We start from the raw sequence: 23,693 nt of genomic DNA, 5'->3' as shown, positions 1-23,693 counted from the left end.
TGGTTTGCAATAAGCTGTCCACCACCCAATTGTGTGGGCTCATAATGCCGACCCAGCTTGAACGTAGTTAGAGCCACTCAAAGGCCGCTCACAACACTGGCCTGCCCTACTCTCCTGCTGCGACTTTGGCCTTATCCGCTCGCTTGCGCCCTCTTGGCACCGGCATAGTCACCAGGCACTCAAACAAACGCTCCGCGTACACAAAACCCATTCGCTTGACCGCATCCTTGTCGAAATAAAAGAGCCATGCCAGCAATAAGGCACCCGAAATGAGAATGGTAAGCCCAGCGGCAAGACCCGGGTCAGCAAAGTGGATCAACTCGATTTGTGGAGGTTTGACACGAAGAACGCCGGCAATCAAACAGCCATAAACCAGTCCGCAAAGGCAGGAAAAAATGCCGATAGCCTTCATGGACACCATGTTGCGGTGAAAGCCGTAAGCGATGTTCTCCTTGAGCAGCAATTGCTTGTTGGTGCGAGTGAGTTCCCTGAGTCGTTTTGTTGCACCGATATAGATGTCGTCTGCACTGGCCGGATCGCTCGCCTCCTCCTGCGCGGTTGGCATAGCAATGCCTAGCTTTGAAGTGATCGCGGCGTGATACCTCTGTTTGCTGATGCGATCTAAAAATTTGTCACTGTGGCGTAGCGCCAAGGTGGTCGGCATCCCACCCCATAGCGCGACCAGCTTTTCTTCAAGCTTTTTCCCACGCCCGCGGGCCACGCTGGCGAGCGCGTAAATGGAACCACATCCGCCAAGTAAGCCAATGACACTGGTCAGTACCGGGTGTTTTGCGCCGTAAACACACAACAAGGGGACGAGTAACGGTAACGAAACCAGCAATCCCGGAATGACCCGAGCTTTTCGCTCATACGGGTCTTTGACCAATTCAAATATCGCGATCATAAAAGCCTATGGGTTTAGTTCATCGATGAAGGGTTGAATTTCTGTGCGATTTTTTAGATAGATGTGCTGCACCTTCGGGTCGAGGCATTCGTCCAGCAATCCAAGACTTTTGAGCGTGTAGAGAAGAAACGCCTGGCGGCACGGCAACTCGGCCTCTCCGTCGCGCATGCCGTAATCTCGCTCAACCACCCTCTTCTTGGGCGTCTCCAACTCGGGGTTTGCGGCAAGGATCAAGGTTACATAGGTATGCCACTGGGTATCCTGGGCCGGGTCGACAGAACATTCTTCAATCCCATCAAGGCTCAAGATCCTGATCAGGACAAAATCGCTAAACCGTTTGCGGTTGTGACAATACGCTCGCACATGCCAACGGGAACCGTCATGTCCCAGCGAATGGGGCGACAACAAACGCTTGGATACCTCCAAAGAAGTCATCGACTGGTAACTGACATGAATCGACAACTTTTCGCGGATGGCCTTGATGACGGCGGCAACGATCGTTTCATCCAGCGTTCGACCAGGTCTGGGCACAAAATCAGCTTCAGGTACCGCCCCTAAAAAACTGCTCGAAGCGTCAATGATCCCGGTTCTGGTAGCGAGCAATTCCGTCAGATACTGGTGAGCGGATGATTGTGGGAACACTGCCTGGAAGTCTTGTGTAGCCACGTAGGTTTTGGAGCTGCGGTCATATTCAAGATTGTTCGGCGCCAACTCAGTGTATTTGGCAATGTCGAGCGAAGCCTGAGGCACCGACACACCAAAGTATTCCGTCAAGTCAGCTCTATTGATACGCCCTTCCCAGCGCAGTCGAAAATCGATGAACTGAAGACGACGATCCGCGCCCCAGCTTCGACTTTTGGTTTCCGTGGAAGGTGATGTATTTACAGACGACGGTCGCATTGACTGATCCAAAAAATAAACGGATATAAAAACTATTCGTATTGAATATATACGCGTTTAATGGCTGTTCGTCCAGCCGACATTCCTGAGCTCACAAGCCGTTTGGCGCAAGATTTCCCTTACTTCCCCTTGGTCTCGCCCCGCACTCCCTCATGGTGACTATCTCGCTATTCCCTTGAGGCCGGGTCTCCTTTCATCCACTCAATGGGTCGTAGCCCAAGCCCTTAGGTCGCCGACCCTAAATCGAGTATAAAAAATATTCGTATAAAAACTAGACGAGCATAATTTCTATGCGTATCTTCTGTCGTGCGATCAAATTTCTAGCAACGCTTTGGGGAACTGAATGTCAGCGAAAATTACGTTTTTCCCGGTGGACAACGGCGACATGACGCTGGTGCAGCTAGCCGACACGGCAGCCACCACGCTGCTGATCGACATGAACATTCGTGTCGCGGCCGATGACCCAGCGGACTCGACTCCAGACGTTGCGACGGAGCTGCGAAAGCGCCTTCGGTTTGATCAAAAAAAACGGCCTTACGTTGACGCGTTGTTGCTGAGCCACCCGGACAAGGATCATATCAGTGGCTTGGCGAAGCACTTTTGGTTGGGATCACTCGATGACTACCCCGATGACAATCTGCAGTGGCATGAAAAGCGCATTGTCATTCGCGAAATGTGGTCATCTCCGATGGTGTTTAGACGCCGCTCGAAACACCACACGCTCTGCCTGGATGCCGTCGCCTTCAATCAGGAAGTCCATCGCAGGATTGGGCTTTGGCGCACATTGCGGTCTGCAGTGGAAGGCGACCGCATCAAAATCATGGGTGAGGATGAGAAAGGCAAAACCGACGATTTGCTGCCAATCGTGATCAAGACTGGTGAGAAATTTACCCAGATCAATGGCGAGTCCTCGTTCCTGTTCTCGGCTCACCTGCTTGCGCCCGCTCCTCTGCAGGACGATGACACTGAAGAAATGCTGTCTAAAAACCACTCCAGCGTCATTTTGAACATTGAACTGCAGGCTTCAATCTATTCGTCCAAGCGCGTCAGGTTCTTGACCGGAGGGGACGCAGAAGTGGCCATCTGGAAACGACTGTGGGAAAAGTACGAAGACACTCCAGAAGTGCTTGAATACGATTTGCTTCAAGCGCCCCACCACTGCTCATGGCACTCCCTTTCTGTCGACAGCTGGTCAACCTACGGCAATGACGCCGAGCTCTGCCAGGAAGCCCGTAACGCACTCGGGCAGGCTCGAGAAGGTGCAACTATTGTTGCGAGCAGCAAGAAGATACTGGACAACGATGACAACCCGCCGTGCATCCGGGCCAAGCGCGAATACCTGTCTATCTTGAGGCCAGTGGATGGCATCTTCCATTGCACGGGGGACGGTAAGCGCCCGGAAACGATCGAGTTCGAGATCACCTCCACTGGAGTCTCCAAAATTGTCGCCGGTGTCGCTGCAGGGGTAGGAGCTAGTGCCGTGGCTTCCGCTGCGCCAAGGGCGGGCCGCACATGAATGAGATCTACGAATGGGGAACACCGATTGGTGAAGGAAAAAAGGATTCGCTACATCCAATGACGCTTGGCCTGATTCAGGCCTGTCAGGATCATCCGTGCATCGAGGTGCTGGACATCCGAACCGTCGATGAAGGCTTGGGGCCGGAGCAGGCCATCGTCATTGAGGCGGGTGATGGCACCATTGAGTCGGGCAACCCGGGTCGCATCCGCAGGCGAGAAACCCTGGCGATTACAGTGAATCCGCAGACCGACGTCCCGGTGGTCGTGCGTACCTTGCGCAAGGATTTCCCGGGACACTCCCATCAACACGGCACACACCTGAACACACCACGCGCCCTCTGCCTCTACAATATCGTGTGGAGCGCTGTTGAACGCAGCTGGACGCCAGAACGCTTTTTGGAACGGATGTTCTGGTGGTTACGCGAGACGTCTCAGCTAAGGCTGCATCGGGACGATCAACCACTGGAGCAACTGTTTTACAGCATTCGCTACCAGTTGATCCTGCCTTCAAATTATTTGAAGCAGTCTGAGGACAGCGGCAAAAACCTGATTATCGAGGAAATCACGGGAGCACCGGGACGTCAGGTTACCTTGCGGGGAAGGTTCGATGACTCAAACAATCCTCGAGGTGTGGGCCTGCAGTCACTGAAGCTGTCTGTCGACGGTGTCGGTTCATCACAGGTGGAAGCCGCCCCCCAGGCACTTGGTCAACTCCATGACCGCTTGGTCTCCCGTGGAAGTGGGCTAAAGGAGCCATTGTTCAGCAGCGTGTTTGATGCGGTGACCGATCAGGGATTAGTCCCTGAACAGGCTGGCGATATCAAGGCGATACTTATCCTGGTCTGGGTGCCGCGCACGGGTAAGGATGGCATTGAACGGTACGACGTGCTGGGCTATGCGCTCCAGAGTTCGCTGCAAGCACTCGGTAACGCATTCGGTATGTTGCACTTCGACAGTGAAAAGCGCCGCTGGCATCGCACGACCTTGATTGGCGATGCCGCACAGAGCGATGAAGATAGCGCATGGCGAGATCTGGAAATCCTTTCAGTGCAAATCCGCTGGGGGATCGGAGCCGAAGGCGGACGCCAAATGTCCGCGATCAACCCTGACGATGCTGACTTCGATGGGGTGCTCGCCGGCGTAGGCTCTTTGGGCGGAACACTTGCAGACATCTGGCTGCGTGAAGGCTGGGGTCGCTGGACGTACATCGATCCGGATCAGTTGCTTCCCCACAACCTGGCACGACATGTCGGATTGGACAGTGAAGTGGGCTACGCGAAAGTCGATGTAGTCCGGCACCATGCCCAAATGGTGTTTCCCGACGAACCTGCACCTAAAGCGATTGCGGGTAGCCTGACAAGCCAAAGTGAAGAGGTGATCAGCGCGTTGGGTTCAGCGAGTTTAGTGATCGATGCGACGACGACTTTCGACGCGCCTCGCGATTTGGCTGAGCGTGAAAATGCCCCCCGCACCGCCAGCGTGTTCCTCACCCCTTCGGGCCTTGCCAGCGTGATCCTGTTGGAGGACGCGAGTCGCACCCTGCGGTCCCCCGCTTTGGAGGCACAATATTACCGAGCGATCCTCAACAGCCCCTGGGGAAAATCGCACCTTCAAGGTCACTTAGGGGATTTATGGGTAGGTGGTGGCTGCCGTGACATTTCGTTTCGGATTCCGCTTGAGCGCATTCACTTGCATGCAGCGATCCTTTCGAAGCAACTGCGCAAAAGTGTTCTGGGCGATGGCGCGCGAATATGCGTGTGGACAGTGGACGAAGAGACGGAAGCTGTAACCCCGATGGAAATCACTCCCCATCCGGTGAGCTCACACGCTCAGAATGGTTGGACGGTTACCTATGACGATGCGTTGATCACCAAGCTCAAGCAGATTCGTGGCGCAGCCCTTCCCAACGAAACGGGTGGCGTATTACTTGGGGTGACAGACCTGAAGTCTAAAACCATCCTGTTGGTCGACACATTGCTCCCCCCCTCTGACAGCCAAGCAACTCCCCACCACTTCATCCGAGGCAAGGTCGGTCAGGAAGCCGCATTAGCAGACGTACACGAACGCACGGCTCGAGTCGTCGACTACGTGGGCGAATGGCATTCACATCCTGATGGTTACCCTGCGACCCCCAGTGTCGATGATCGAACGCTAATCACGTCGCTGGCGGGCTTGATGTCCAGTGAGGGGCTACCCGCCATCATGATCATCGTGGGCGAGTATGAGATCACTTTCCATGTTGAGTGATCAGCCAGCGCGGCGTCCTTAACACCCACGATGCAGTACCTATAAGGCACTACCCAAAGGGGCATGGCAGATTGCCCCTCTGCTTGCGGAAACAGCATTCAACCTAGGAGAAATGATCTGCTGGTATCGAATTTGCTCGCCAAATAATTCGAGAACCAGGAAAGTAAAAATCAATTAATAATCTCGTTAAAACAATTCAAAAGCATCGAATCTTAAACAAACGAATAGGTTATCCCATGTCTGGATCAGTAGAGCTTTCGAAAGAAGAATTATTTTCCCTAGTTGAAAAAGCAGTCAAGCCTCAGTTCTTTTTGCTCATATTCAGTTTCGTTTTGCTCTTCGACGCTTCGCTAGTACGTTTTCACCACATCGGACTCTTTGAACTAGGCACTTCGAACCTGAGCACTTCAACCGTTGGCATCACCTTGATTCTGACCTTCCTGGCTTTCTCAGGTTTGGCTTCAATGATTCTGCCTTTTTTATACATAGCATCGATCCAACTCTATATTGCTACGGTCTATAGTTTCTGTCTGTGGTTGAAGCAGAAGATCGAACCGGACAATGAGCCTATACACTATACAGGGCCAAAAAGACGCGAACGTGATCGTGTTCGTCCATGGGAACTGCGAGAGGAAGCACACAAAACACAAAGCGACTTCCTCATTCAGCTCTATAACGCCTATGACACGACTCGAAAGCAAGAGCAAACTAACCAACGAAGAGTCGAATTTTTTGCATTTTGTACACTGTGCTTTCTCGTACTGAATTGCTGCCTACCTAGCTCACCCCAAGCGCAGACCTTGGCCCAGATGAGCATTACATACTTTTCAACGACTACACACATTTGGCTAAGCCTATCTGTTTTCGCCGTCATGGCATTCCATTCGTTGCACGATGACACCTACGAAAAACAATGGATCTATTGCCCGCCATTACATAACGCCCTTGAAGACAAAGACGAAGAGAAACGCAAACAGGAACGTCAGTTCCAGGAAGAAATCAAAATTCGCAGTGAAATCAGCAGAAGACGCCGCGAGGAGACACTGGAGTAGTTGAAGAGAGTTCGACAGTTCAAAACATAAGCCGCCCGGGCGGCTTATGCCTGCAGTGACCCGATTTTCTATATTCATGATTGATGTCAGGCTTCTTCAGCGTCGAACGGAGAAAATCTTTGACAGCAAACAAAAAGCGGACGCTTGTCTGAACCACCCAAAAACCGAGCTGGGTGGGCTCACGCTACTGCAATTCGCGCAAAGTGAGTCCGGACACTAAGCAGGATCTTTCAATGCCGACATTCGCCAGCGCCTAGCGGTGATTGATTTGAATAATGTCGAAGTCAGAAAGTCATTGGCCTTGAAGGTCGAGAAAGAGATCACTTCGTTACAGCGCCGGGCCCAGGAGGAGCAACTGATGCTTCAAGAGGTCATCCGCAAACATGAACACACTGCAAGCCGAGGCAGAGCTCAGGTCTCCCTAACAGCTGACGTTTCCTCGATCGCTAACAGAGCCATGCCAAGGACTGGAGGCTAGTAATGGCAAATCTTTATGCGCACAAATTATGGGCGGCGTTCAGGAGACAAGTTATCGAATTGGACGGTAGCCAGTGCGTCGAATGCGGGCGATCAAGGGACGATGGCGTCGTCCTGCAGGTTCACCACAAACGCTACATCAGTGGACGTAAGCCTTGGGAATACGAAACCTCCGAATGCGAGACCTTATGTCAAGGGTGCCATGCTCGAGAGCATGGTGAGATACGACCGGATGCTGGGTGGGAGTATGTAGGCGAAGAAGATCTAGGCGACCTGAGCGGCAACTGTGAACTGTGTGACAACTCGATTCGTTATGTTCACTACGTGCAGCACGAACACTGGGAGCAAATGGGGGTCGGTACTCATTGCTGTGACAATCTCACAGGGACGAGAGAGGCGGCAGAAGGCCGACGACGGTTAGGGCGGTATAGACGATTCATATCCTCCGCCAAATGGACAGCCGGGAACGACCTTCTCAAGATAAGACATTGTGGACTCATCATGGCGGTTGTCTTAGAACAACAGGGATGCAAGCTGATCATTAATGATGTTCAGGGCCGAAAGACCTTCACAACCGTACTCGCCGCCAAGAATTTCTTGTTCGAGTTCATGGAATCTGGTGAAGCCGCGAAGTTTGCCGAACGGCAAAAAGCGAAAGCGAATAAATCCTGAGCCCCCCAACTCCCACCTCCTAACTGAGCTGCCCATCGCCCAGAACAAGACCACTACACTTCAGCCTCTTGTTCCTTTACATGAGGGATATTTGGAACACCCCCAGAATTGGCTTCCAGCACGCTTTCCCTTGCGAGCCGTCCGACGAACCATAGATGCACCACATATGGGGCAGGCATTCGATGCTGGCGAACGCGCAGGGCCAGTTGCAGATGAGTGTGTTGGGGTCAGCGGCGCCGGGCTTCGAGCAGGTTGAACTGGAGCTCTTTTGGGAACCTCGATGGTGACGACTGCAGGTGTGGGCACATGGATCCCCAAGACCGCGCAATCCTCTTGGGCCTTTGCACGCTCGGCAAGTGCCTGCAAGAGAGATTGATCGGGCGCAGAATTAGCTGATAGGCATCGTGGCGCCGCAGTTTGTAAAGCAGCCAGGCCCGAACGAAGCTTTTTCTGCAAATCAATCTGTCTAGCCGCTGATGCGGAGCGCGCTGCGTTCTCGGCTTGGATATCAGATGGATCTGGCGAGGGGTTGTAACGGAACTTAGCCTCGTGACTTTGGCGCCATGCGAGCATTTTTCCAGTCAATGCCTCACCAAACCCCGGCACCGCACGAACCGCAGATGCCGTTATGTCAGCAGCAGTTTCAATACCAAAGGAGGTCAACGTAGCAGTCTTCGCAGGCCCGATGCCCGGTATTGTTGCCCGTCCTATCAGGAACCGATCCAAGAAGTCTATTCGCTGACGCGCCTCTCGTGTCGACTTCAGTTTTATCAGTACCTGCGCGAGATCCCCCTCAACCTGCCGATATCGGGCCACACAGTCTTCCAAGTCGGCACGTAGAACAAAAATCTCCTTCAGGCCAATGCGCTGCAAATGTGCCATCGATAGCAAACGCACCCGACTATCAGCATCCACGTAAGCCCTGCGAAACGGCGCTGGATCTACCTTGGCCTTAGTGAGCAATGCTACCAAACCGTAAACGCCCAGGCCTCCCCAAAGGAGTCCTAAATGCGGCACGTTGAAAAAGCCGATGATTGCCGCCAATAGTGCCAGGACACCGTAGATAGCTTTCTCTGGACCGTTGCTCTTTGCCTGAGTAACTGCCGCACTGGGCGGGCCTACATTTCCGCTCCAGGTAGGCAGGGCTTCTTCCGGCCGAGGAATCCGCACCGCGCGGATAGCCGCCCATACAGCTTCAAGATCGAAGGGCCCCGCCGTAAGAACATTCCCCATGACAAGCCCCAATGGGAACATTTCGAAACCAGACTGACTTGCTAGCCGACACCAAAGACAACTTCCTGCCGCACTAGGAAAGTAGTGAGTCGGGACATTTACACATTGACGCAAGCCAGCTTCGAGACCTTGAAGCAAACTCACCCACGCAGCCGGATCCGGACGGGAAGTAGCAGCAAGACCGAACGCCGACTCAAATGCAGCGGCAACCGACGACGGGAAATCCGCCAACAGCACCGAGCCGGGCGGTGGTGTGGTACGTGTTTCGTCGCGTCGGGCAATTGAAAAGGCAAAGCGGTGCTGTGCAATCGACTGACCCAGGCTAAGATCCGCACCACTAAAACGGCCGGAATAGGGATGCTTGCCCATGACCAGCAATTGGAAGATGGCAACTGCGAGTCCAAAGTTGTCATGCGCCTGAGTACGCTTGACGCTACTAAAGCTGACACCATGGAGCTCTGGGGGCGTGAAGTCCTCCATGCCAACAACACAGGGATAGGACTGCCCATTCAAACTAAACTGAAAACTATCGGCATCAATCAGTGCGACGGTGGCGTCCTGCGCCACCAGAACCCCGGAATGGTTGAGATCCCCAATAATACAGCCAGCTTGATGCACCGTTGCGACGGCGCGCGCGACGTTTTGCGCCACGCGTACTAGAAACCGATAGTCAGCTTTGGGAAATTGGATTTTGCGTGACTTCGGGCTGTACAGCTCATGGAGCGGCCTATACCCCGCAACCAGTCGCATAGAAAAACCAGCGAAGTTGCCCGAGGAATCAGTAACCACCTCAGATGGGAAAGCCACAAGAGTGGTCGCGTCCGCCAACCGCCCTTCTACCATCGCCCTAACCTTACTTTCGCGGGAGCGCCGAAGCTCAGCCTTGTAGATTTTCACTGCACGATCAGTACGTCCCACCAGCGCGTACACATCCCCCTCGCCTCCTTTGCCAAGGCGCTTATCGAGTTGCTCATTCTTACCGGCGATACGTACCGGTGGAGAGTTCATCGACATGAAACGAGGATGAGAGTCTTGTCGTCATCCGTTCGCTCGCAGAGCGCAGGACTGTTCAGGTATCGCGCAAGTGCGCCTGACAATTCAACCAAGCGTCCCTCCCCTGCTACTTGGTCGACCGGATTAATCATCGGATCAAAGAACCGAGCAAAGGGCTGCTGTGTTGCTTGCTCCAAAGCGACTGACTCCAATCCATCCGAAAATAAAGCGAAGGCGTCATACTCAAGATTCAAATTGAAGGTACGCAGCCGAACCTCAGGGTCATCCGTAACGAAATAGGTCGTCGACGCGAACTCTCCGTTTTCTGGCCAGCACAAGGCCTCCCATACACCAGCCTTACGAGCGACAAGCGCACTGTCGCCAATCTGCAAAGCCAAGACACGCCCTTTGAAAACCACCAGCATCACCAGCGTCGCAGCGAACTGTCGCCGAGTCAGACCACGCCGCGCGGCTGCCTCGGATAGACGGTCTCGCACCAGATCAATCCAACACAGGATCAGCTCATTATCTGGCAAGCTGTCATTACGTTCGAACCATGATCGGAAGTTAACTATCAGGCTGCGGCAAACCAAGGACGCGCCTTGCCCACCGTAACTCGCGCTGCCCGCTCCGTCGGAGACTACCGCACAGAACGTATGCGAGTTGATCCGAGTAACGCTGTAGGCATCCTGCTTTCGCGTCCCAATGCGCTGATGGGACGTGCCGATACACGACGCAGCCGCCCAACGCCAGCGAGGATTATCCAGCAATGGCCCAACCCTCTGGACCAGTCGGATTGGCAAGTGGAACGGCATCCCCTGGATTGGACTGCGATACGGCGCTTAGCGAGCTGGAAAGCCAAGCAAAGAGCTCGCGAAACGCCAATCCCTTCAGCTTCAATGGCTGACGTGTACCCAACTGCGAGAGAGACGACATATCCGCACCGTCAACACCAACGGAGTAGAACATGAATTCTTTACGCTCTTCCCCTTCATGGACGCGTCGGCGTGCCTCCTGCCAATCATCAGTCGGAGCACCATCGGTAATAAGAAATACCCAAGGGCGGTAGTACTTGACGCCATTGGCGCGGTAACGATCCTTGCGTTCGCGCAACAGATCCAGTGCCCGCACAACAGCCTCCCCCATTGGCGTTACACCACTTGCTTCCAACACTTCGGGGAAAAATCCGTCGACTGTCGTGAACTCGGTACGAACGTTGACGGGACCAAAGGTCACCACTGCCAACTCCACACGTTTCGCCGCCATCGCATCAGCGTACAAGTCATCTTTGAATGACTGCAAAGCATCGTTCAGCATCTGGATTGGCGCCCCATTCATAGATCCAGATGTGTCCAACAGAAGTATGCAAGGGCACCGTTGCTCGGGATTTTCAGCAAACTCCGCGTCTGCAAACGGCTGCTGCTCGAAATCGCTCATCTTGTCCCTTTATCCTTTTCCATGACGAGACTGTCGTGATAGCACGATACCAGCACGTACTAAAAAACGCACAAAATTGATCCGAACAGCGCCTATCTCATGTGAGCTGTCACGGATGCTGTCAGTGCATAATGGCTAATTACTAAGATGCATATAGGTTCGCTTCACTCGATCGGTGAGAACGCCGGACACATCAAACAGGGCTTGGCCAAGCAGACGGCCCAAGGCCCACACCAATCAAGCTGCCCCCCCCGACGTCCGCCTGCAACAGCCTTTTTGGACTTTGTGCGCATGCAGTCCGGGTTAGCACGCGCTGTTCGGCGCGAAGGATGACCCCGTACGACACAGTCCGTCAGATACAAATCCCAAACGATGTGTTCGCAGGTAAAATGGCATAATATGCCAATGGTCGAGAGACCCTGTTTGCCCAGAGCTGGAGCTAATTATGGCGACGCGAAACGTTGTGCTCACCCCTCACCAGGAACAGGTTATCCAGGACTTGGTGCAGTCCGGCCGTTATCAGAATGCCAGCGAAGTGATGCGAGAAGGTTTGCGCCTATTGGAACAGCGCGTAGCCGAAGACACCGCCAAAATTGAGGCCCTGCGTCAGGCGACCTCGATCGGCATCATGGACCTTGAGCACGGGCGCTTTACTCAGATGAACGAAGGGGATCTGGAGCACTACCTCGAGGGCTTGAGCCTGGAGGCAACGATCCCCGCGAGAGAGAAACACTGAGCATGTCGCAGTATCGGATTTCCAACGCGGCGCGCGCCGACATTGTCGACATCCTCAGGCTCTCCCAGACGCAGTTCGGCGATCAAGCACGCCAGCGCTACCAGGCGCTGATCCTCGCGGCGCTGCAAGCGATTGCCGGCACACCTTATCGCATTGGCAGCCACGACCGCGATGAGCTTGCACCGGGCCTTCGCAGCTATCACCTCATCTATTCACGCCAGCAGGCCAAACACCCCCATGGGACGGTCAAAAGCCCACGTCATATCGTGTTTTATCGTGTGGCAAACGACGACGTGATCGAGGTCGTAAGGCTCCTTCATGACGCCATGGAAGTGCAGTTGCACTTGCCTAATGACTGATCACCGACCTGGCCCAACGGCTTAACTGGCCATGAATAGCGAAGGTGAGGCGCCCGCCTCAACATCGCAACCTGAGCACCCTCGCTGTCAGCCGACTCGGCGGCTAATTGAAGCGGGAGGTTCTGGCCCGATAGAGCTATCGAGGCCCGCGACCAGAAACACGATGTTCAACTTGCGTACCACTTTCAATGCTGAACAACCGCTTCTTAGGCGTTTTCCGTGACCAAGCGCCTGACATTACGCTCCAGCTGTCGATGGACACGCGGATCGATGCCCCTAGTGATCAGCGCCCTCGCAACATCACGCAGAGCACGAGCATCTCGTAAGCTAATTTCAGGATAGGTACCGAGAGAAATACGGGGTTGCTTATCCGCCCAGGAAAAGCGGAAGTGCCAGCACTTGGCGCCTTTCGTATTCACGAAAAGGGCGAGGCCGTTGTAGTCAGGGAGGGTGTAGTCCTTAGCACGGGGTTTGGCGTGTCGGACCGAGGTATCGGTGAGAGCCATCGTACAATCTCCGTCTCGTTTGGATGGAGGAGATTTGTACGGTTTCCAGAGAGGCGAGTCCCACGAAAAAGTGATCTACCAAGCGCCGGATTAATGTACTAAAAAATGTACTAAGAAAACGTGGATGGCAGTGTTTTCGAGTGGAGCTTACTGGAACTAAAAAAGAGGCCTAAGCCTCTTTTTTAAGTCTCTACAGATCTCAATAGAAACCCGTAGAACAATAATTGGAGCGGGAAACGAGACTCGAACTCGCGACCCCGACCTTGGCAAGGTCGTGCTCTACCAACTGAGCTATTCCCGCTTGGTGATGGCCGCCATTCTATACGCTGGCGTTTATTCGTCAAGCCCTTGATTCAAAAAAGTTATTTCTTTTCTGCGGTGGTCTTCAAATGAGGCCAGGCGGCTCTCAGGTACTGCACCATCGACCACAACGTCAGCCCTGCCGCGATCAGCAGCAATGCATAACCGACGATGACCCAGAAAGCGAAGGCCGGCGGGTTGGCCAGGAGAATGACCAGCGCCAGCATCTGGGCAGCCGTTTTCCACTTGCCCATGTTGGAAACGGCCACCTGGGCGCGGGCCCCTATTTCGGCCATCCATTCGCGCAGTGCCGAGATCACGATCTCGCGACCGATGATGACGGCAGCCGGCAGGGTCAGCCACAGGTTGGCGTGAGTCTGAACCAGCAGCACCAGTGCAACCGCCACCATCAACTTGTCTGCCACCGGATCGAGAAAGGCGCCAAATGGCGTGCTTTGTTCGAGACGACGCGCCAGATAGCCGTCGAGCCAGTCAGTCGCTGCGGCAAATGCGAACACGCTACTGGCCGCCATATAGCTCCAGTGGTAGGGCAAATAGAACAACAGAATGAAGATCGGGATCAGTAAAACACGCAGAACGGTAATCAGATTAGGGATATTCATCGGCACAACTGGCTACGAGGTGAGCGGGCATTCTACTCGCTGTGCAGGTTTGCATAAATCGACTCTGCCAGCTTTTTGCTAATTCCGGGTGCTTTTGCTATTTCATCGATGCTGGCGCGGGCCAATTCCTGCAATCCACCGAAGTGTTTGAGCAGATCGCGACGCCTTGTAGGCCCAACGCCTGCCACGCCTTCGAGGGTCGAAGTACGGCGTGTCTTGCCGCGTCGCGCCCGGTGTCCGGTAATGGCGAAACGGTGAGCCTCGTCGCGGATCTGCTGGATCAGGTGCAAGGCTGGCGAATCGCCCGGCAATGTGAACTCATGAGCAGCATCATTGAGGTACAAGGTCTCGAACCCGGCCTTGCGGGTCGTGCCCTTGGCAACGCCGAGCAGTATCAGATCAGGAACCGCCAGCTCATTCAGTACATCGCGAGCCATGGACAATTGCCCCTTGCCGCCGTCGACCAGCAGGATATCGGGCAACTTGCCCTCTCCATCCTTGATCTTGCTGAAGCGCCGGGTCAAGGCTTGATGCATGGCGGCATAGTCATCGCCTGCCGTGACGCCTTCAATGTTGTAACGCCGGTAATCGGACTTGATAGGCCCTTCAGGACCAAAGACCACACAGGACGCCACGGTCGCTTCGCCGCTGGAATGACTGATGTCATAGCATTCCAGCCGCTGAGGCGGCTCATCGAGCTTGAGGACCTGCGCCAGCGCCTCGAACCGCGAGGCCACATGCTGACGATTGGCCAGACGTGCGCTCAAGGCCTGTTCGGCATTGGTCACTGCCAGTTGCTGCCAGCGCGCACGGGTGCCACGAACCCTGTGGCTGATGGTCATCTCGCGGCCACGGGACTCTTCGATGGCATCGATCAGTGTCGGGAAGTCCTCGTGGACCACATTGACGATCACCTCGACGGGCAACTCACGATCGACACCGCCGAGAAAGTACTGCGCCAGGAAGGCCGACATGACCTCTCCGACCTCCTCTTCTATACCCACCTGCGGGAAGAAGTTCTTGCTGCCAAGCACACGTCCGCCGCGCACACTGATCAAATGCACACAGGCACCACCAGGGTTGACGAACGCAGCCACCACGTCCACGTCACCGGTTCCGCCTTCCATGCTTTGCTGATCCTGAACCCGACGCAGCAAGGCCACCTGATCACGCAACTCGGCTGCCCGCTCGAACTCAAGGGCCATGGCGGCCTTTTCCATCGACTCGTTCAGCTCATCGGTCAGGGCATTGCTGCGGCCTTCAAGAAACATGACCGAATGGCGTACGTCCTCGGCGTAAACCTCTGGTTCCACAAGCCCTACACAAGGCCCTTTGCAGCGTTTGATCTGATATTGCAGGCAGGGACGATTGCGATTCTTGAAGTAGCTGTCTTCACACTGACGAACCAGAAACGTCTTTTGCAGCAGGCTCAGGCTTTCACGAATCGCCCCCGGGCTTGGATAAGGGCCGAAATACCGCCCTTTGGCCTTTTTTGCGCCCCGATGAATACTGAAACGAGGGAATGCACCATCGGACAGAAAGACGTAAGGGTAGGATTTATCGTCGCGCAGCAGGATGTTGTATGGAGGCCGCCATTCCTTGATGAGGGTCTGCTCCAGCAGCAGCGCTTCGGTTTCATTGGCCGTGATGGTGGTTTCGATCTGGGCGATGCGAGCGACCAGAGCGTTTGTCTTGGGCGCAAGGCCTGTCTTGCGAAAATAGCTGGCCAGGCGCTTCTTGAGGTTCTTGGCCTTTCCGACATAAAGAAGCTGGGCATGAATATCGAACATGCGATACACGCCAGGGCGGCCACTGCATGTCGCAAGAAACGCGCTTGGATCAAACGATTGGGTCATGTTCAGGCGCTGGCATCAACCATGCCGTGACGTACAGCCAGTAAAGCGAGTTCGACATCACTGCTGATCGAAAGCTTCTCGAAAATCCGGTAACGGTAGGTATTAACGGTCTTGGGTGACAAGCATAGCTTGTCGGAGATGGTCTGGACCTTCTGACAGCCAACGATCATCAGGGCAATCTGGATCTCACGCTCGGAAAGCAGATCGAACGGTGAATTGTTCTCTTGCGGCTGGAAGGACTTCAATGCCAGTTGCTGGGCGATCTGCGGGCTTATATAGCGCTGCCCGGCAAATACCAGACGAATGGCTTGCACCATTTCCGCAAGCCCGGCGCCTTTGGTCATGTAGCCTGCGGCACCGGCCTGGAGAAGGCGCGTCGGGAAAGGATCTTCTTCGCAGACCGTCACGGCCACGACCTTGATCTCGGGATGGCTACGCAGCAACTTGCGAGTCGCTTCAAGGCCTCCGATGCCGGGCATCTTGACATCCATCAGCACGACGTCAGGTTTGAGCTCCCGGGCTTTCTTCAGGGACTCTTCACCAGAGTCAGCCTGACCGACAACCTGCAAGCCGTCTATGTCGGCAAGCATGCGAGTAATGCCTGTCCGGACAAGATCATGGTCATCGACAACTAGCACCCTAATCAAGCAGACACCTCACACAACAGTCATAACGAATGCTACCCACCATAACAAAAACCATGAGTCAGACCTAGGCCCTGTTGCCGTTTCAGCGTAAAGCCGCACCCAGGAAGCGGTACAGGCGGGCTGAAATCACAACGGCCCCTGATATCAGGCAGGATCCGGCTCGTATCGATATGTGGATAGCGTTGTCAACAAACTATCACTAACCCATTAAGACACCAGCGTTTTTTCTCAAAAACGCTTGATTGGCAGATATGCCATCAATGGTCGTCAGGCAACGACTTATTGTGAATGCCATAAGAAGCCGATAGCTCGGCCAGAGTGATGGTCAACCGGCTTATTGCATCCTGATCCTCCTTGTGCAAGGCTCTGTAGCTCCCTAACACCTTCTCCTCTGCAGTGCTGAGGTTATCGATCGGAATGGGTGTGGGCGTCCCGGTCAATACGTAGAGCACATCGACCCCCTTCGCCGCTACTGCTGCGAGATAGTCGGCCTTGGGCGCACGATCACCGCTTTCATATTTACCCTGAGCATTTGCCTCCACGCCACCGATTTCACCGAAGGCGCGTTGAGAAAGCCCCAGACGCTCTCTTTCTTTTCTTAACCGGTAGCCAATTCCACTCATTTGAATGCGTAACCTTGTTGACCCCATCCTTACGAATGGTAGAATCTAGATAGAATTAAACTTATTTGAACGGTTTTGAACTATGCCCGGAATACGTACCGCTGCACAAGCCAAGGCTTGGCTAGAACAACAGGGAAAATCGGTTCAAGAATTTGCTCGGGAAAACAGTATTGATCCGGCAACGACTTACCAGGTATTGGCTGGCCGCAAGAAAGGTCGTCGCGGAGAAGCCCATAAAGTGGCGGTTTTGCTGGGCATGAAGATAGGTGTGATCCCCTCGCAGAGTACTGGCACAGAGCAAGAAAACGATAATTGAGAATATCTCCCGCCTAAACAACTTCAATAGATGACGCAACAATCCGACTGTATATGTCGACTTTTCTTACAAAACCTGCTGATAGAAAAAACAGCCATTCAAAGCTGTGCCCTCCTTCCATGGTCTCAAGCTCCTGAGCAATTCAGGCAATCAATCCAACTGATTGAATTTTCCAATTGAATCAGAGCATTTGCCTACGGTAAGCTCCCGACCAACCTAACGGAGACACACCATGCTGCAATCCGCCTCATCACAGCTTCTGCACTCTGCCAGCGTTGAACGCTCGGTAGCAGGCGTTGCTGCGCGGACTGCCTCGGCTGGTGTCTGCCTGCCGGTCAACGTTTATTACGGGTATTGGTTTAGCCACTGGCGCGCCTGATACCCAAAAAGGCGCCCGGATTCAGGGGACGCCAACCAGAGAATTCTCTACCCCCGGTCGGCTACCCGACCGGGGGTTTTGTTTTTTGGGCCATTGAAAGCCCGATTGAATCCACTTGAGGAATACGACATGAACACCACTTTCTATTACCGCAACGACATCGACTTCGCCTGGCGATTTAGCAATCTCCGTTCGGGACAGCCAGCCGCCTCCGATCGGTCACTGCCAGGTGGCAACCTCACACGCACAGCCAGTCAGGCCAATTGTCGAACACCCCAATAGGGTCTTGCGCGGGAACATGCCCGCCAGCCCAGGAAACCAGATCATGAACTCGTCCGTTGCCGTAAAACCGTCCGACCTGTCCAGCAATGTCACCCTGCTCGACAACACGCCCGCCCCAACGCGCCTGCCCAGTACCATTGAGCTGAAAAGCCGTCTGCCACTGACCGCCGCCCTGAGCGAACAGGTTGCAGCCCATCGCCGTGCCGTACGCTCGATCCTGACCGGGGAAGATTCCCGTCTGCTGGTGATCGTAGGCCCCTGCTCTCTCCACGACCCGCAATCAGCCCTTGAATACGCCGAACGCCTGGCCAGCCTGTCAGCCGAAGTCAGCGATCAGATGCTGCTGGTGATGCGCGCCTACGTCGAAAAGCCTCGTACCACCGTAGGCTGGAAAGGCCTTGCCTACGATCCACAGCTCGATGGCAGCGATGACATGGCCGCCGGCCTCACCCTGTCACGCCAGTTGATGCGCGAAATGCTGCTCATGGGCCTGCCGGTTGCCACCGAGATTCTGCAACCCATGGCCGCTGGCTACTTCGATGATCTGCTCAGTTGGGTAGCCGTTGGCGCACGCACCACCGAGTCGCAGATCCACCGGGAAATGGCCAGCGGCCTGCCAATGGCAGTCGGATTCAAGAACGGCACGGATGGCGGCGTAGCAGTGGCCAGTGACGCAATGCGTTCGGCAGCCCACCCGCATCGCCATTTCGGAATGGATCGCCACGGCCATCCAGCAATCATCGAGACTCAGGGCAACCCGGACACCCATATCGTCCTGCGCGGTGGCCATCGCGGCCCCAATTACGATAGCCAGAGCGTTGCCCAGGTACGCGCCAGCCTTGAGAAGAACCGCATTGCCTCAAGAATCATGGTCGACTGCAGCCATGCCAACAGCGGTAAAGACCCGCTGCGTCAGCCACAGGTGTTCAATGACGTGCTTGAGCAACGCTTGCAGGGCGACAAATCGCTGATCGGCATGATGCTGGAAAGTCACTTGTTCGATGGCTGCCAGCCTTTGAGTGAAACGCTTCAGTACGGGGTTTCAGTCACCGATGGCTGCCTCGGCTGGGAAGGTAGCGAGCACCTGTTGCGTCAGGCAGTGGACCGGCTGCGCTACAGGTAATCGGTTCTCGATGAACTTTTATCAGGAAATGCAGCCTTGATTCCGGTAGGCTCTTTCTTTTTTTTGACAGGAGAAACTTTCCCATGGCTAAAGCCACTGCCCGCCACATCCTTGTTTCGAGCGAAGAGAAATGCAACGAACTCAAGGCTCAGATCGAAGGCGGCGCTGATTTCGCTGAAATCGCCAAGGCTAACTCCAGCTGCCCGTCGAGCCGTCAAGGCGGCGACCTGGGGTCGTTCGGTCCAGGCCAGATGGTCAAGGAATTCGATACCGTCGTATTCAGTGCGCCAGTCAATACCGTGCAAGGTCCAGTGAAAACCCAGTTCGGTTATCACCTGCTGGAAGTGACCAGCCGTCAGGACTGATCCTGATTCGCTGAGGCACATGAAACGGCTCATCTTCGGATGGGCCGTTTTCATTTGTACTCCCGTATTTATTGACAGTGACGGTTACAAAGCCTGTTGTGATCCGGTACCTTGGCGCATGCCTTCAACCCTGATGTTCGCGTGTGAACGTCAGTCAGGATTCAAGTAATGCGTTCTGCTTTCCTATCGCTGACAACTGCAATGCTGGTGCTTGCCACGGGCCTTCAACAAGTGCGGGCAGAGCCGCAGCATGCCTTGACCGTATATGGCGAACCGCCGCGCTATCCTGCCGGTTTCCAGCATTTCGACTACGTGAACCCTGATGCCCCCAAAGGCGGGAGCATGCGTCGCTCGGCGACAGACATTGGCCAGTTCGACCATTTGATGCCGTTCACTGACAAAGGCACGGCCGTCTCGCAGATCAACGGCATGCTGTATTCACCACTGGCGGTCAAATCGCTGGACGAGCCCTACACGGTATACGGGCTGGTCGCACAGAAAATGGAGCGCTTGGAGGACGGAATGTCCTTGCGTTTCTATCTTGACCCACGTGCCCGCTTTGCCGATGGCACACCCATCACAGCCAATGACGTGAAATACACCTATGAGCTGCTGATGACTCAAGGCAGCCTGCAATACCGTACCCGGTTTGAAGCGGTAAAAGGCCTGGAAGTGGAGTCCGGGAACCGGATTCGCTTTGACTTCAAGAATAACGACAACCGTACCCTGCCCCTGGATCTGGCCTCGTTGCCAGTGTTTCCCGAGCATTGGTGGAAAACCCGTGACTTTGCCGGTGGCGCAGGCTTCGAGATCCCGCCGGGCAGCGGCCCTTATACGATCAGCCATGTCGATCCGGGGCGCAGTATCACCTTCGAGCGCGACCCGAACTGGTGGGGCAAGGATCTGCCAGTCAACAGAGGCATGTACAACTTCGACCGGTTCAGCATTGAGTATTTCGGCGATACCGATGTAGCGCGGCAAGTACTCAAGGGGGGCGCCTACGATTACAACCGTGAATATTCGGCCACCGGTTACTCAATCCGCTATGACAGCCCGGCGCTGAGCGAAGGTCTTCTACAAAAGGCGCATCTGGCCAAGGGCGCGGTCCAGAGTTCGCAAGGCTTTGCCTTCAACCTCAACCGCCCGATGTTCAAGGACCGTCGCGTGCGTCAGGCGTTGTCTCTGCTCTGGGACTTTGAATGGGCGAACCGGCAGATGATGCGCAATATGTACATTCGCCAGGACAGCTATTTCTCGAACTCGGAACTGGCAGCCACGCAACTACCGACACCCGCTGAACTGAAGATTCTTGAACCCTTGCGCGGTTCGATTCCCGACGAAGTCTTTACTACGGTCTTCAAGAACCCGAAAACCGATGGCACAGGTTTTATCCGCGACAAACAACTGCAAGCGCTGGCGCTATTGCAGGAAGCTGGCTGGAAACCCAAGGGTGATCAACTGGTCAACGCCCAGGGCGAGCCGCTCAGCTTCACCTTCCTCAATGGGCAACCGGGTTTCGAGCGTCTGCTGCTGCCTTACAAGCGCAATCTGGCGCAGATCGGTATCCACTTCGAGGTGCGGCGGATCGATGCGGCCCAGTATCTGAACCGCGTCATGGCCCGGGATTACGACATGATCGTCACCGGCTTCACGGTCTCGACATCGCCGGGAATGGACCTCTACAACAACTTTGGCTCCAAGGTGGCCAATGATCCAGGCTCCAGCAATTACATGGCACTGCAAGACCCCGCCGTGGACACCCTGATCGAGGGCCTGCTCAAGGCTGGCGACAAGGCGACGATGACCGACTATGCCCACAGCCTTGATCGGGTACTGCAATGGAATTACTACTGGATTCCCAACTATTACCCGCCAGGCTCCTCGACCGTATGGTGGAATCGCTTCGGTATCCCGAAAATCCAGGCCAGCAACAGCGAAGCCATCGAAACCTGGTGGGAAGTCAGCCCCACTCCGCTCAATAACGAGCAATTTGCAGCAAAACGCGGCGCTTCAGCCCTTGTTTCGGAGATGAAGTGAATGCTCGGTTATATCCTGCGCCGCCTGCTTCTGATCATTCCCACGCTGTTGTGCATTCTGCTGGTCAACTTCTTTATCGTGCAGGCCGCGCCCGGTGGGCCAGTGGAGCAAGCCATAGCCCGTCTGCAAGGGATCGGTAACAGCAGTGTCGGCGCGGGCGCGACAGAGTCGGTCAACACCGGTCAATCAAGAGCGTCCCGTGGCCTTGATCCCAAGCTGATAAAGGACATCGAACGCCAGTACGGTTTCGACAAGCCGCTGCATGAGCGGTTATGGCTGATGCTGAAAAACTACGCACGACTGGATTTCGGCAACAGTTTCTTTCGCGGTGCCTCGGTGACCGACCTGATCCTGCAAAAGATGCCGGTTTCCATTTCCCTCGGGCTCTGGGCGACGCTGCTGACGTACCTGATCTCGATTCCGCTGGGCATTCGCAAGGCGGTCAGGCACGGCAGCCAGTTCGATATCTGGAGCAGCACCGCCATCATCATCGGCTACGCCACACCGGCCTTTCTGTTTGCCATGCTGCTGATCGTGGTGTTCTGTGGCGGCACTTCGCTGCACTGGTTTCCGGTACGAGGCCTGGTGTCGGATGAATTCGACCAGCTATCGACACTCGGCAAGATTGCCGACTACTTCTGGCATCTGGTGCTGCCGGTATCGGCACTGGTGATCGGCGGGTTCGCCACCCTGACCCTGCTGACCAAGAACGCCTTCCTCAATGAAATCACCCGCCAGTACGTCACCACCGCCCGAGCCAAGGGCATGAGCGAACGGCGCGTGCTGTATGGCCATGTGTTTCGTAACGCCATGCTGCTGGTGGTGTCCGGCATCCCACAGGCATTTATCACGGTGTTCTTTGCCGGATCGCTGCTGATCGAGGTTATCTTCTCTCTCGATGGCCTGGGGCGCATGAGTTACGAAGCCGCTGTTTCGCGGGATTATCCGGTGGTGTTCGGCTCGCTGTTCATCTTTACCCTGTTCGGTTTGCTGATAAAACTGGCAGGCGACATCTGCTACACCCTGGTCGACCCGCGAATCGACTTCAGCGCGAGGAATGCCTGATGCGCAGACTTTCTCCGCTGGCTCAACGCCGCCTGGAACGCTTTCGCGCCAACCGTCGGGGCTGGTGGTCGCTGTGGCTGTTTTGCGCGCTGTTTGCGTTGACGCTGGGAGGCGAACTGATCGCCAATGACAAACCGCTGGTGGTGAGCTATCAGGGCGACCTCTACTTCCCGGTATTCAAGCGTTATAGCGAGCAGGAGTTCGGCGGAGAGCTGCCCTTCCAGCCCGATTACCGCAGCGAATACGTCCAAAAACTTATCGCCAAAGGCAATGGATGGATGGTGTTTCCACCGATTCCGTTCAGTGATGACACCCCCAATTACGACCTCACAGCCCCGGCTCCCAGCCCGCCCTCGGGCAACAACTGGCTGGGCACCGATGATCAGGCTCGCGATGTATTGGCACGGGTCATTTTCGGGGCGCGGGTATCGATTCTGTTTGCATTGATTCTGACCGCCATCAGCGCCCTGATCGGTATCGCGGCCGGTGCCTTGCAGGGGTATTACGGCGGCTGGGTGGACCTGATCGGCCAGCGCCTGCTGGAAGTCTGGTCAGGATTGCCGGTGCTGTACCTGCTGATCATTCTGTCAGGCTTTGTCGAGCCCAGTTTCTGGTGGCTGCTGGGCATCATGGCGCTGTTTTCCTGGCTGACGCTGGTGGATGTAGTGCGCGCCGAGTTCCTGCGTGGACGCAACCTGGAGTACGTCAAGGCAGCCCGCGCCCTTGGGTTGGGTGATCGCAAAGTGATTGTGCGGCATATCCTGCCCAACGCCATGACTGCGACCCTGAGCTATCTGCCGTTTATCCTGACCGGCGCCATCTCGACGCTGACCGCCCTGGATTTCCTGGGCTTTGGCATGCCGGCCGGCAGCGCTTCGCTGGGTGAGTTGATCGCTCAGGGCAAGCAGAACCTGCAAGCACCCTGGCTGGGCCTGACCGCCTTTTTTGCCCTTGCGTTGATCCTGACGCTGCTGGTGTTCATTGGTGAGGCGCTGCGTGATGCGTTTGATCCGCGATCTTGATCCTCGATCTTGATCCCTGAT

23 protein-coding genes and 1 tRNA gene are annotated in these 23,693 nt (G+C 55.1%); 13 read left to right on the top strand and 11 right to left on the bottom strand.

The genetic code is table 11. The annotated features are described in order from the left end of the window. Positions 1 to 106: 106 nt before the first annotated feature. Together ACODS3_RS14455 and ACODS3_RS14450 are read right to left on the bottom strand one after the other, a co-directional pair. Positions 107 to 904, bottom strand: coding sequence for a hypothetical protein (locus tag ACODS3_RS14455; RefSeq protein WP_489034883.1), 798 nt, complete (start codon positions 902 to 904; stop codon positions 107 to 109). Positions 905 to 910: 6 nt separating this feature from the next. Next, positions 911 to 1,804 carry a helix-turn-helix transcriptional regulator gene (locus ACODS3_RS14450; RefSeq protein ID WP_489034882.1) on the bottom strand — a complete coding sequence of 298 codons (894 nt, stop codon included), beginning with the start codon at positions 1,802 to 1,804 and terminating at the stop codon, positions 911 to 913. Between the two features lie 343 nt (positions 1,805 to 2,147). Between ACODS3_RS14450 and mblB the strand changes: the two genes are divergently transcribed. From mblB to ACODS3_RS14430, 4 genes are all read left to right on the top strand, one after another. Then, a complete protein-coding gene (gene mblB / locus ACODS3_RS14445; RefSeq protein ID WP_489034880.1) occupies positions 2,148 to 3,320 on the top strand; it encodes an anti-phage 6A-MBL system MBL-fold protein in 1,173 nt (390 codons plus the stop codon). Next, positions 3,317 to 5,569 carry an anti-phage 6A-MBL system cap2_3 protein gene (cap2-3, locus tag ACODS3_RS14440; RefSeq protein ID WP_489034878.1) on the top strand — a complete coding sequence of 751 codons (2,253 nt, stop codon included), beginning with the start codon at positions 3,317 to 3,319 and terminating at the stop codon, positions 5,567 to 5,569. Before mblB ends, cap2-3 begins: the two co-directional genes overlap by 4 nt. A 236-nt stretch (positions 5,570 to 5,805) precedes the next feature. Further along, the gene (locus ACODS3_RS14435) at positions 5,806 to 6,621 is read left to right on the top strand and encodes a hypothetical protein (RefSeq protein WP_301279501.1); all 816 of its coding nucleotides are present in this window, start codon (positions 5,806 to 5,808) and stop codon (positions 6,619 to 6,621) included. A 480-nt stretch (positions 6,622 to 7,101) separates the two neighbouring features. Next, positions 7,102 to 7,770, top strand: a complete 669-nt coding sequence (locus ACODS3_RS14430) for an HNH endonuclease (protein ID WP_301279500.1) — start codon at positions 7,102 to 7,104, stop codon at positions 7,768 to 7,770. A 60-nt stretch (positions 7,771 to 7,830) separates the two neighbouring features. On the opposite strand, the gene ACODS3_RS14425 is transcribed toward ACODS3_RS14430, so the two are convergent. From ACODS3_RS14425 to ACODS3_RS14415, 3 genes are read right to left on the bottom strand one after another with little or no spacing between them, the layout of a single operon-like run. Beyond that, positions 7,831 to 10,011 (bottom strand): protein kinase domain-containing protein, encoded by a 2,181-nt coding sequence (locus ACODS3_RS14425; protein ID WP_301279499.1) that lies wholly within the window; start codon positions 10,009 to 10,011, stop codon positions 7,831 to 7,833. Next, positions 10,008 to 10,811 (bottom strand): PP2C family serine/threonine-protein phosphatase, encoded by an 804-nt coding sequence (locus tag ACODS3_RS14420; protein WP_301279498.1) that lies wholly within the window; start codon positions 10,809 to 10,811, stop codon positions 10,008 to 10,010. The genes ACODS3_RS14425 and ACODS3_RS14420 overlap by 4 nt, the downstream gene beginning before the upstream one ends. Then, a complete protein-coding gene (locus tag ACODS3_RS14415) occupies positions 10,756 to 11,433 on the bottom strand; it encodes a vWA domain-containing protein (protein WP_301279497.1) in 678 nt (225 codons plus the stop codon). Before ACODS3_RS14415 ends, ACODS3_RS14420 begins: the two co-directional genes overlap by 56 nt. A 445-nt stretch (positions 11,434 to 11,878) precedes the next feature. Here ACODS3_RS14415 and ACODS3_RS14410 point away from each other — a divergent pair, with 445 nt between their 5' ends. Continuing rightward, positions 11,879 to 12,169 (top strand): type II toxin-antitoxin system ParD family antitoxin, encoded by a 291-nt coding sequence (locus ACODS3_RS14410; RefSeq protein WP_301279496.1) that lies wholly within the window; start codon positions 11,879 to 11,881, stop codon positions 12,167 to 12,169. 2 nt (positions 12,170 to 12,171) lie between these two features. Next, the gene (locus tag ACODS3_RS14405) at positions 12,172 to 12,528 is read left to right on the top strand and encodes a type II toxin-antitoxin system RelE/ParE family toxin (protein WP_301279495.1); all 357 of its coding nucleotides are present in this window, start codon (positions 12,172 to 12,174) and stop codon (positions 12,526 to 12,528) included. 206 nt (positions 12,529 to 12,734) lie between these two features. Here the strand turns inward: ACODS3_RS14405 and ACODS3_RS14400 are convergent, their stop codons facing one another. From ACODS3_RS14400 to ACODS3_RS14375, 6 genes are all read right to left on the bottom strand, one after another. After that, positions 12,735 to 13,034 (bottom strand): Arm DNA-binding domain-containing protein, encoded by a 300-nt coding sequence (locus ACODS3_RS14400; RefSeq protein WP_301279494.1) that lies wholly within the window; start codon positions 13,032 to 13,034, stop codon positions 12,735 to 12,737. Between the two features lie 225 nt (positions 13,035 to 13,259). After that, positions 13,260 to 13,335 (bottom strand) — tRNA-Gly (locus tag ACODS3_RS14395). A gap of 61 nt (positions 13,336 to 13,396) precedes the next feature. After that, positions 13,397 to 13,957 carry a CDP-diacylglycerol--glycerol-3-phosphate 3-phosphatidyltransferase gene (pgsA, locus tag ACODS3_RS14390; protein ID WP_201002384.1) on the bottom strand — a complete coding sequence of 187 codons (561 nt, stop codon included), beginning with the start codon at positions 13,955 to 13,957 and terminating at the stop codon, positions 13,397 to 13,399. 32 nt (positions 13,958 to 13,989) lie between these two features. Then, positions 13,990 to 15,813, bottom strand: a complete 1,824-nt coding sequence (uvrC, locus tag ACODS3_RS14385; protein ID WP_489034873.1) for an excinuclease ABC subunit UvrC — start codon at positions 15,811 to 15,813, stop codon at positions 13,990 to 13,992. Between the two features lie 2 nt (positions 15,814 to 15,815). After that, positions 15,816 to 16,460, bottom strand: a complete 645-nt coding sequence (gene gacA / locus ACODS3_RS14380) for a response regulator transcription factor GacA (protein WP_201002380.1) — start codon at positions 16,458 to 16,460, stop codon at positions 15,816 to 15,818. 257 nt (positions 16,461 to 16,717) lie between these two features. Further along, positions 16,718 to 17,083, bottom strand: a complete 366-nt coding sequence (locus ACODS3_RS14375; protein WP_201019654.1) for a helix-turn-helix domain-containing protein — start codon at positions 17,081 to 17,083, stop codon at positions 16,718 to 16,720. An 82-nt stretch (positions 17,084 to 17,165) separates the two neighbouring features. On the opposite strand from ACODS3_RS14375, the gene ACODS3_RS14370 reads away from it, so the two are divergent. The 7 genes from ACODS3_RS14370 (at position 17,166) to ACODS3_RS14340 (ending at position 23,672) form a co-directional block, all read left to right on the top strand. Beyond that, positions 17,166 to 17,399 carry a DNA-binding protein gene (locus tag ACODS3_RS14370; RefSeq protein WP_201019653.1) on the top strand — a complete coding sequence of 78 codons (234 nt, stop codon included), beginning with the start codon at positions 17,166 to 17,168 and terminating at the stop codon, positions 17,397 to 17,399. A gap of 232 nt (positions 17,400 to 17,631) precedes the next feature. After that, entirely contained in the window at positions 17,632 to 17,778 is a 147-nt protein-coding gene (locus tag ACODS3_RS14365; RefSeq protein ID WP_201019652.1) for a hypothetical protein, read from the top strand. Between the two features lie 325 nt (positions 17,779 to 18,103). Further along, on the top strand, positions 18,104 to 19,183 hold the full coding sequence (locus ACODS3_RS14360; RefSeq protein WP_201019651.1) for a 3-deoxy-7-phosphoheptulonate synthase: 1,080 nt from the start codon (positions 18,104 to 18,106) through the stop codon (positions 19,181 to 19,183). Between the two features lie 20 nt (positions 19,184 to 19,203). Beyond that, positions 19,204 to 19,548: a peptidylprolyl isomerase gene (locus tag ACODS3_RS14355; RefSeq protein ID WP_268939539.1), complete on the top strand. Its 345-nt coding sequence runs from the start codon at positions 19,204 to 19,206 to the stop codon at positions 19,546 to 19,548. A gap of 168 nt (positions 19,549 to 19,716) precedes the next feature. Continuing rightward, positions 19,717 to 21,585 (top strand): extracellular solute-binding protein, encoded by a 1,869-nt coding sequence (locus ACODS3_RS14350; protein ID WP_489034870.1) that lies wholly within the window; start codon positions 19,717 to 19,719, stop codon positions 21,583 to 21,585. Then, entirely contained in the window at positions 21,586 to 22,650 is a 1,065-nt protein-coding gene (locus tag ACODS3_RS14345) for a microcin C ABC transporter permease YejB (protein WP_201019649.1), read from the top strand. It abuts the gene before it with no gap. Then, positions 22,650 to 23,672, top strand: coding sequence for an ABC transporter permease (locus ACODS3_RS14340; RefSeq protein WP_201002366.1), 1,023 nt, complete (start codon positions 22,650 to 22,652; stop codon positions 23,670 to 23,672). The genes ACODS3_RS14345 and ACODS3_RS14340 overlap by 1 nt, the downstream gene beginning before the upstream one ends. Positions 23,673 to 23,693: the final 21 nt, after the last annotated feature.

This window comes from Pseudomonas sp. FG43 (assembly GCF_057809175.1).
The sequence above is the reverse complement of the archived record's forward strand: the minus strand, read 5'-3'. Positions and strand labels throughout refer to the sequence as shown.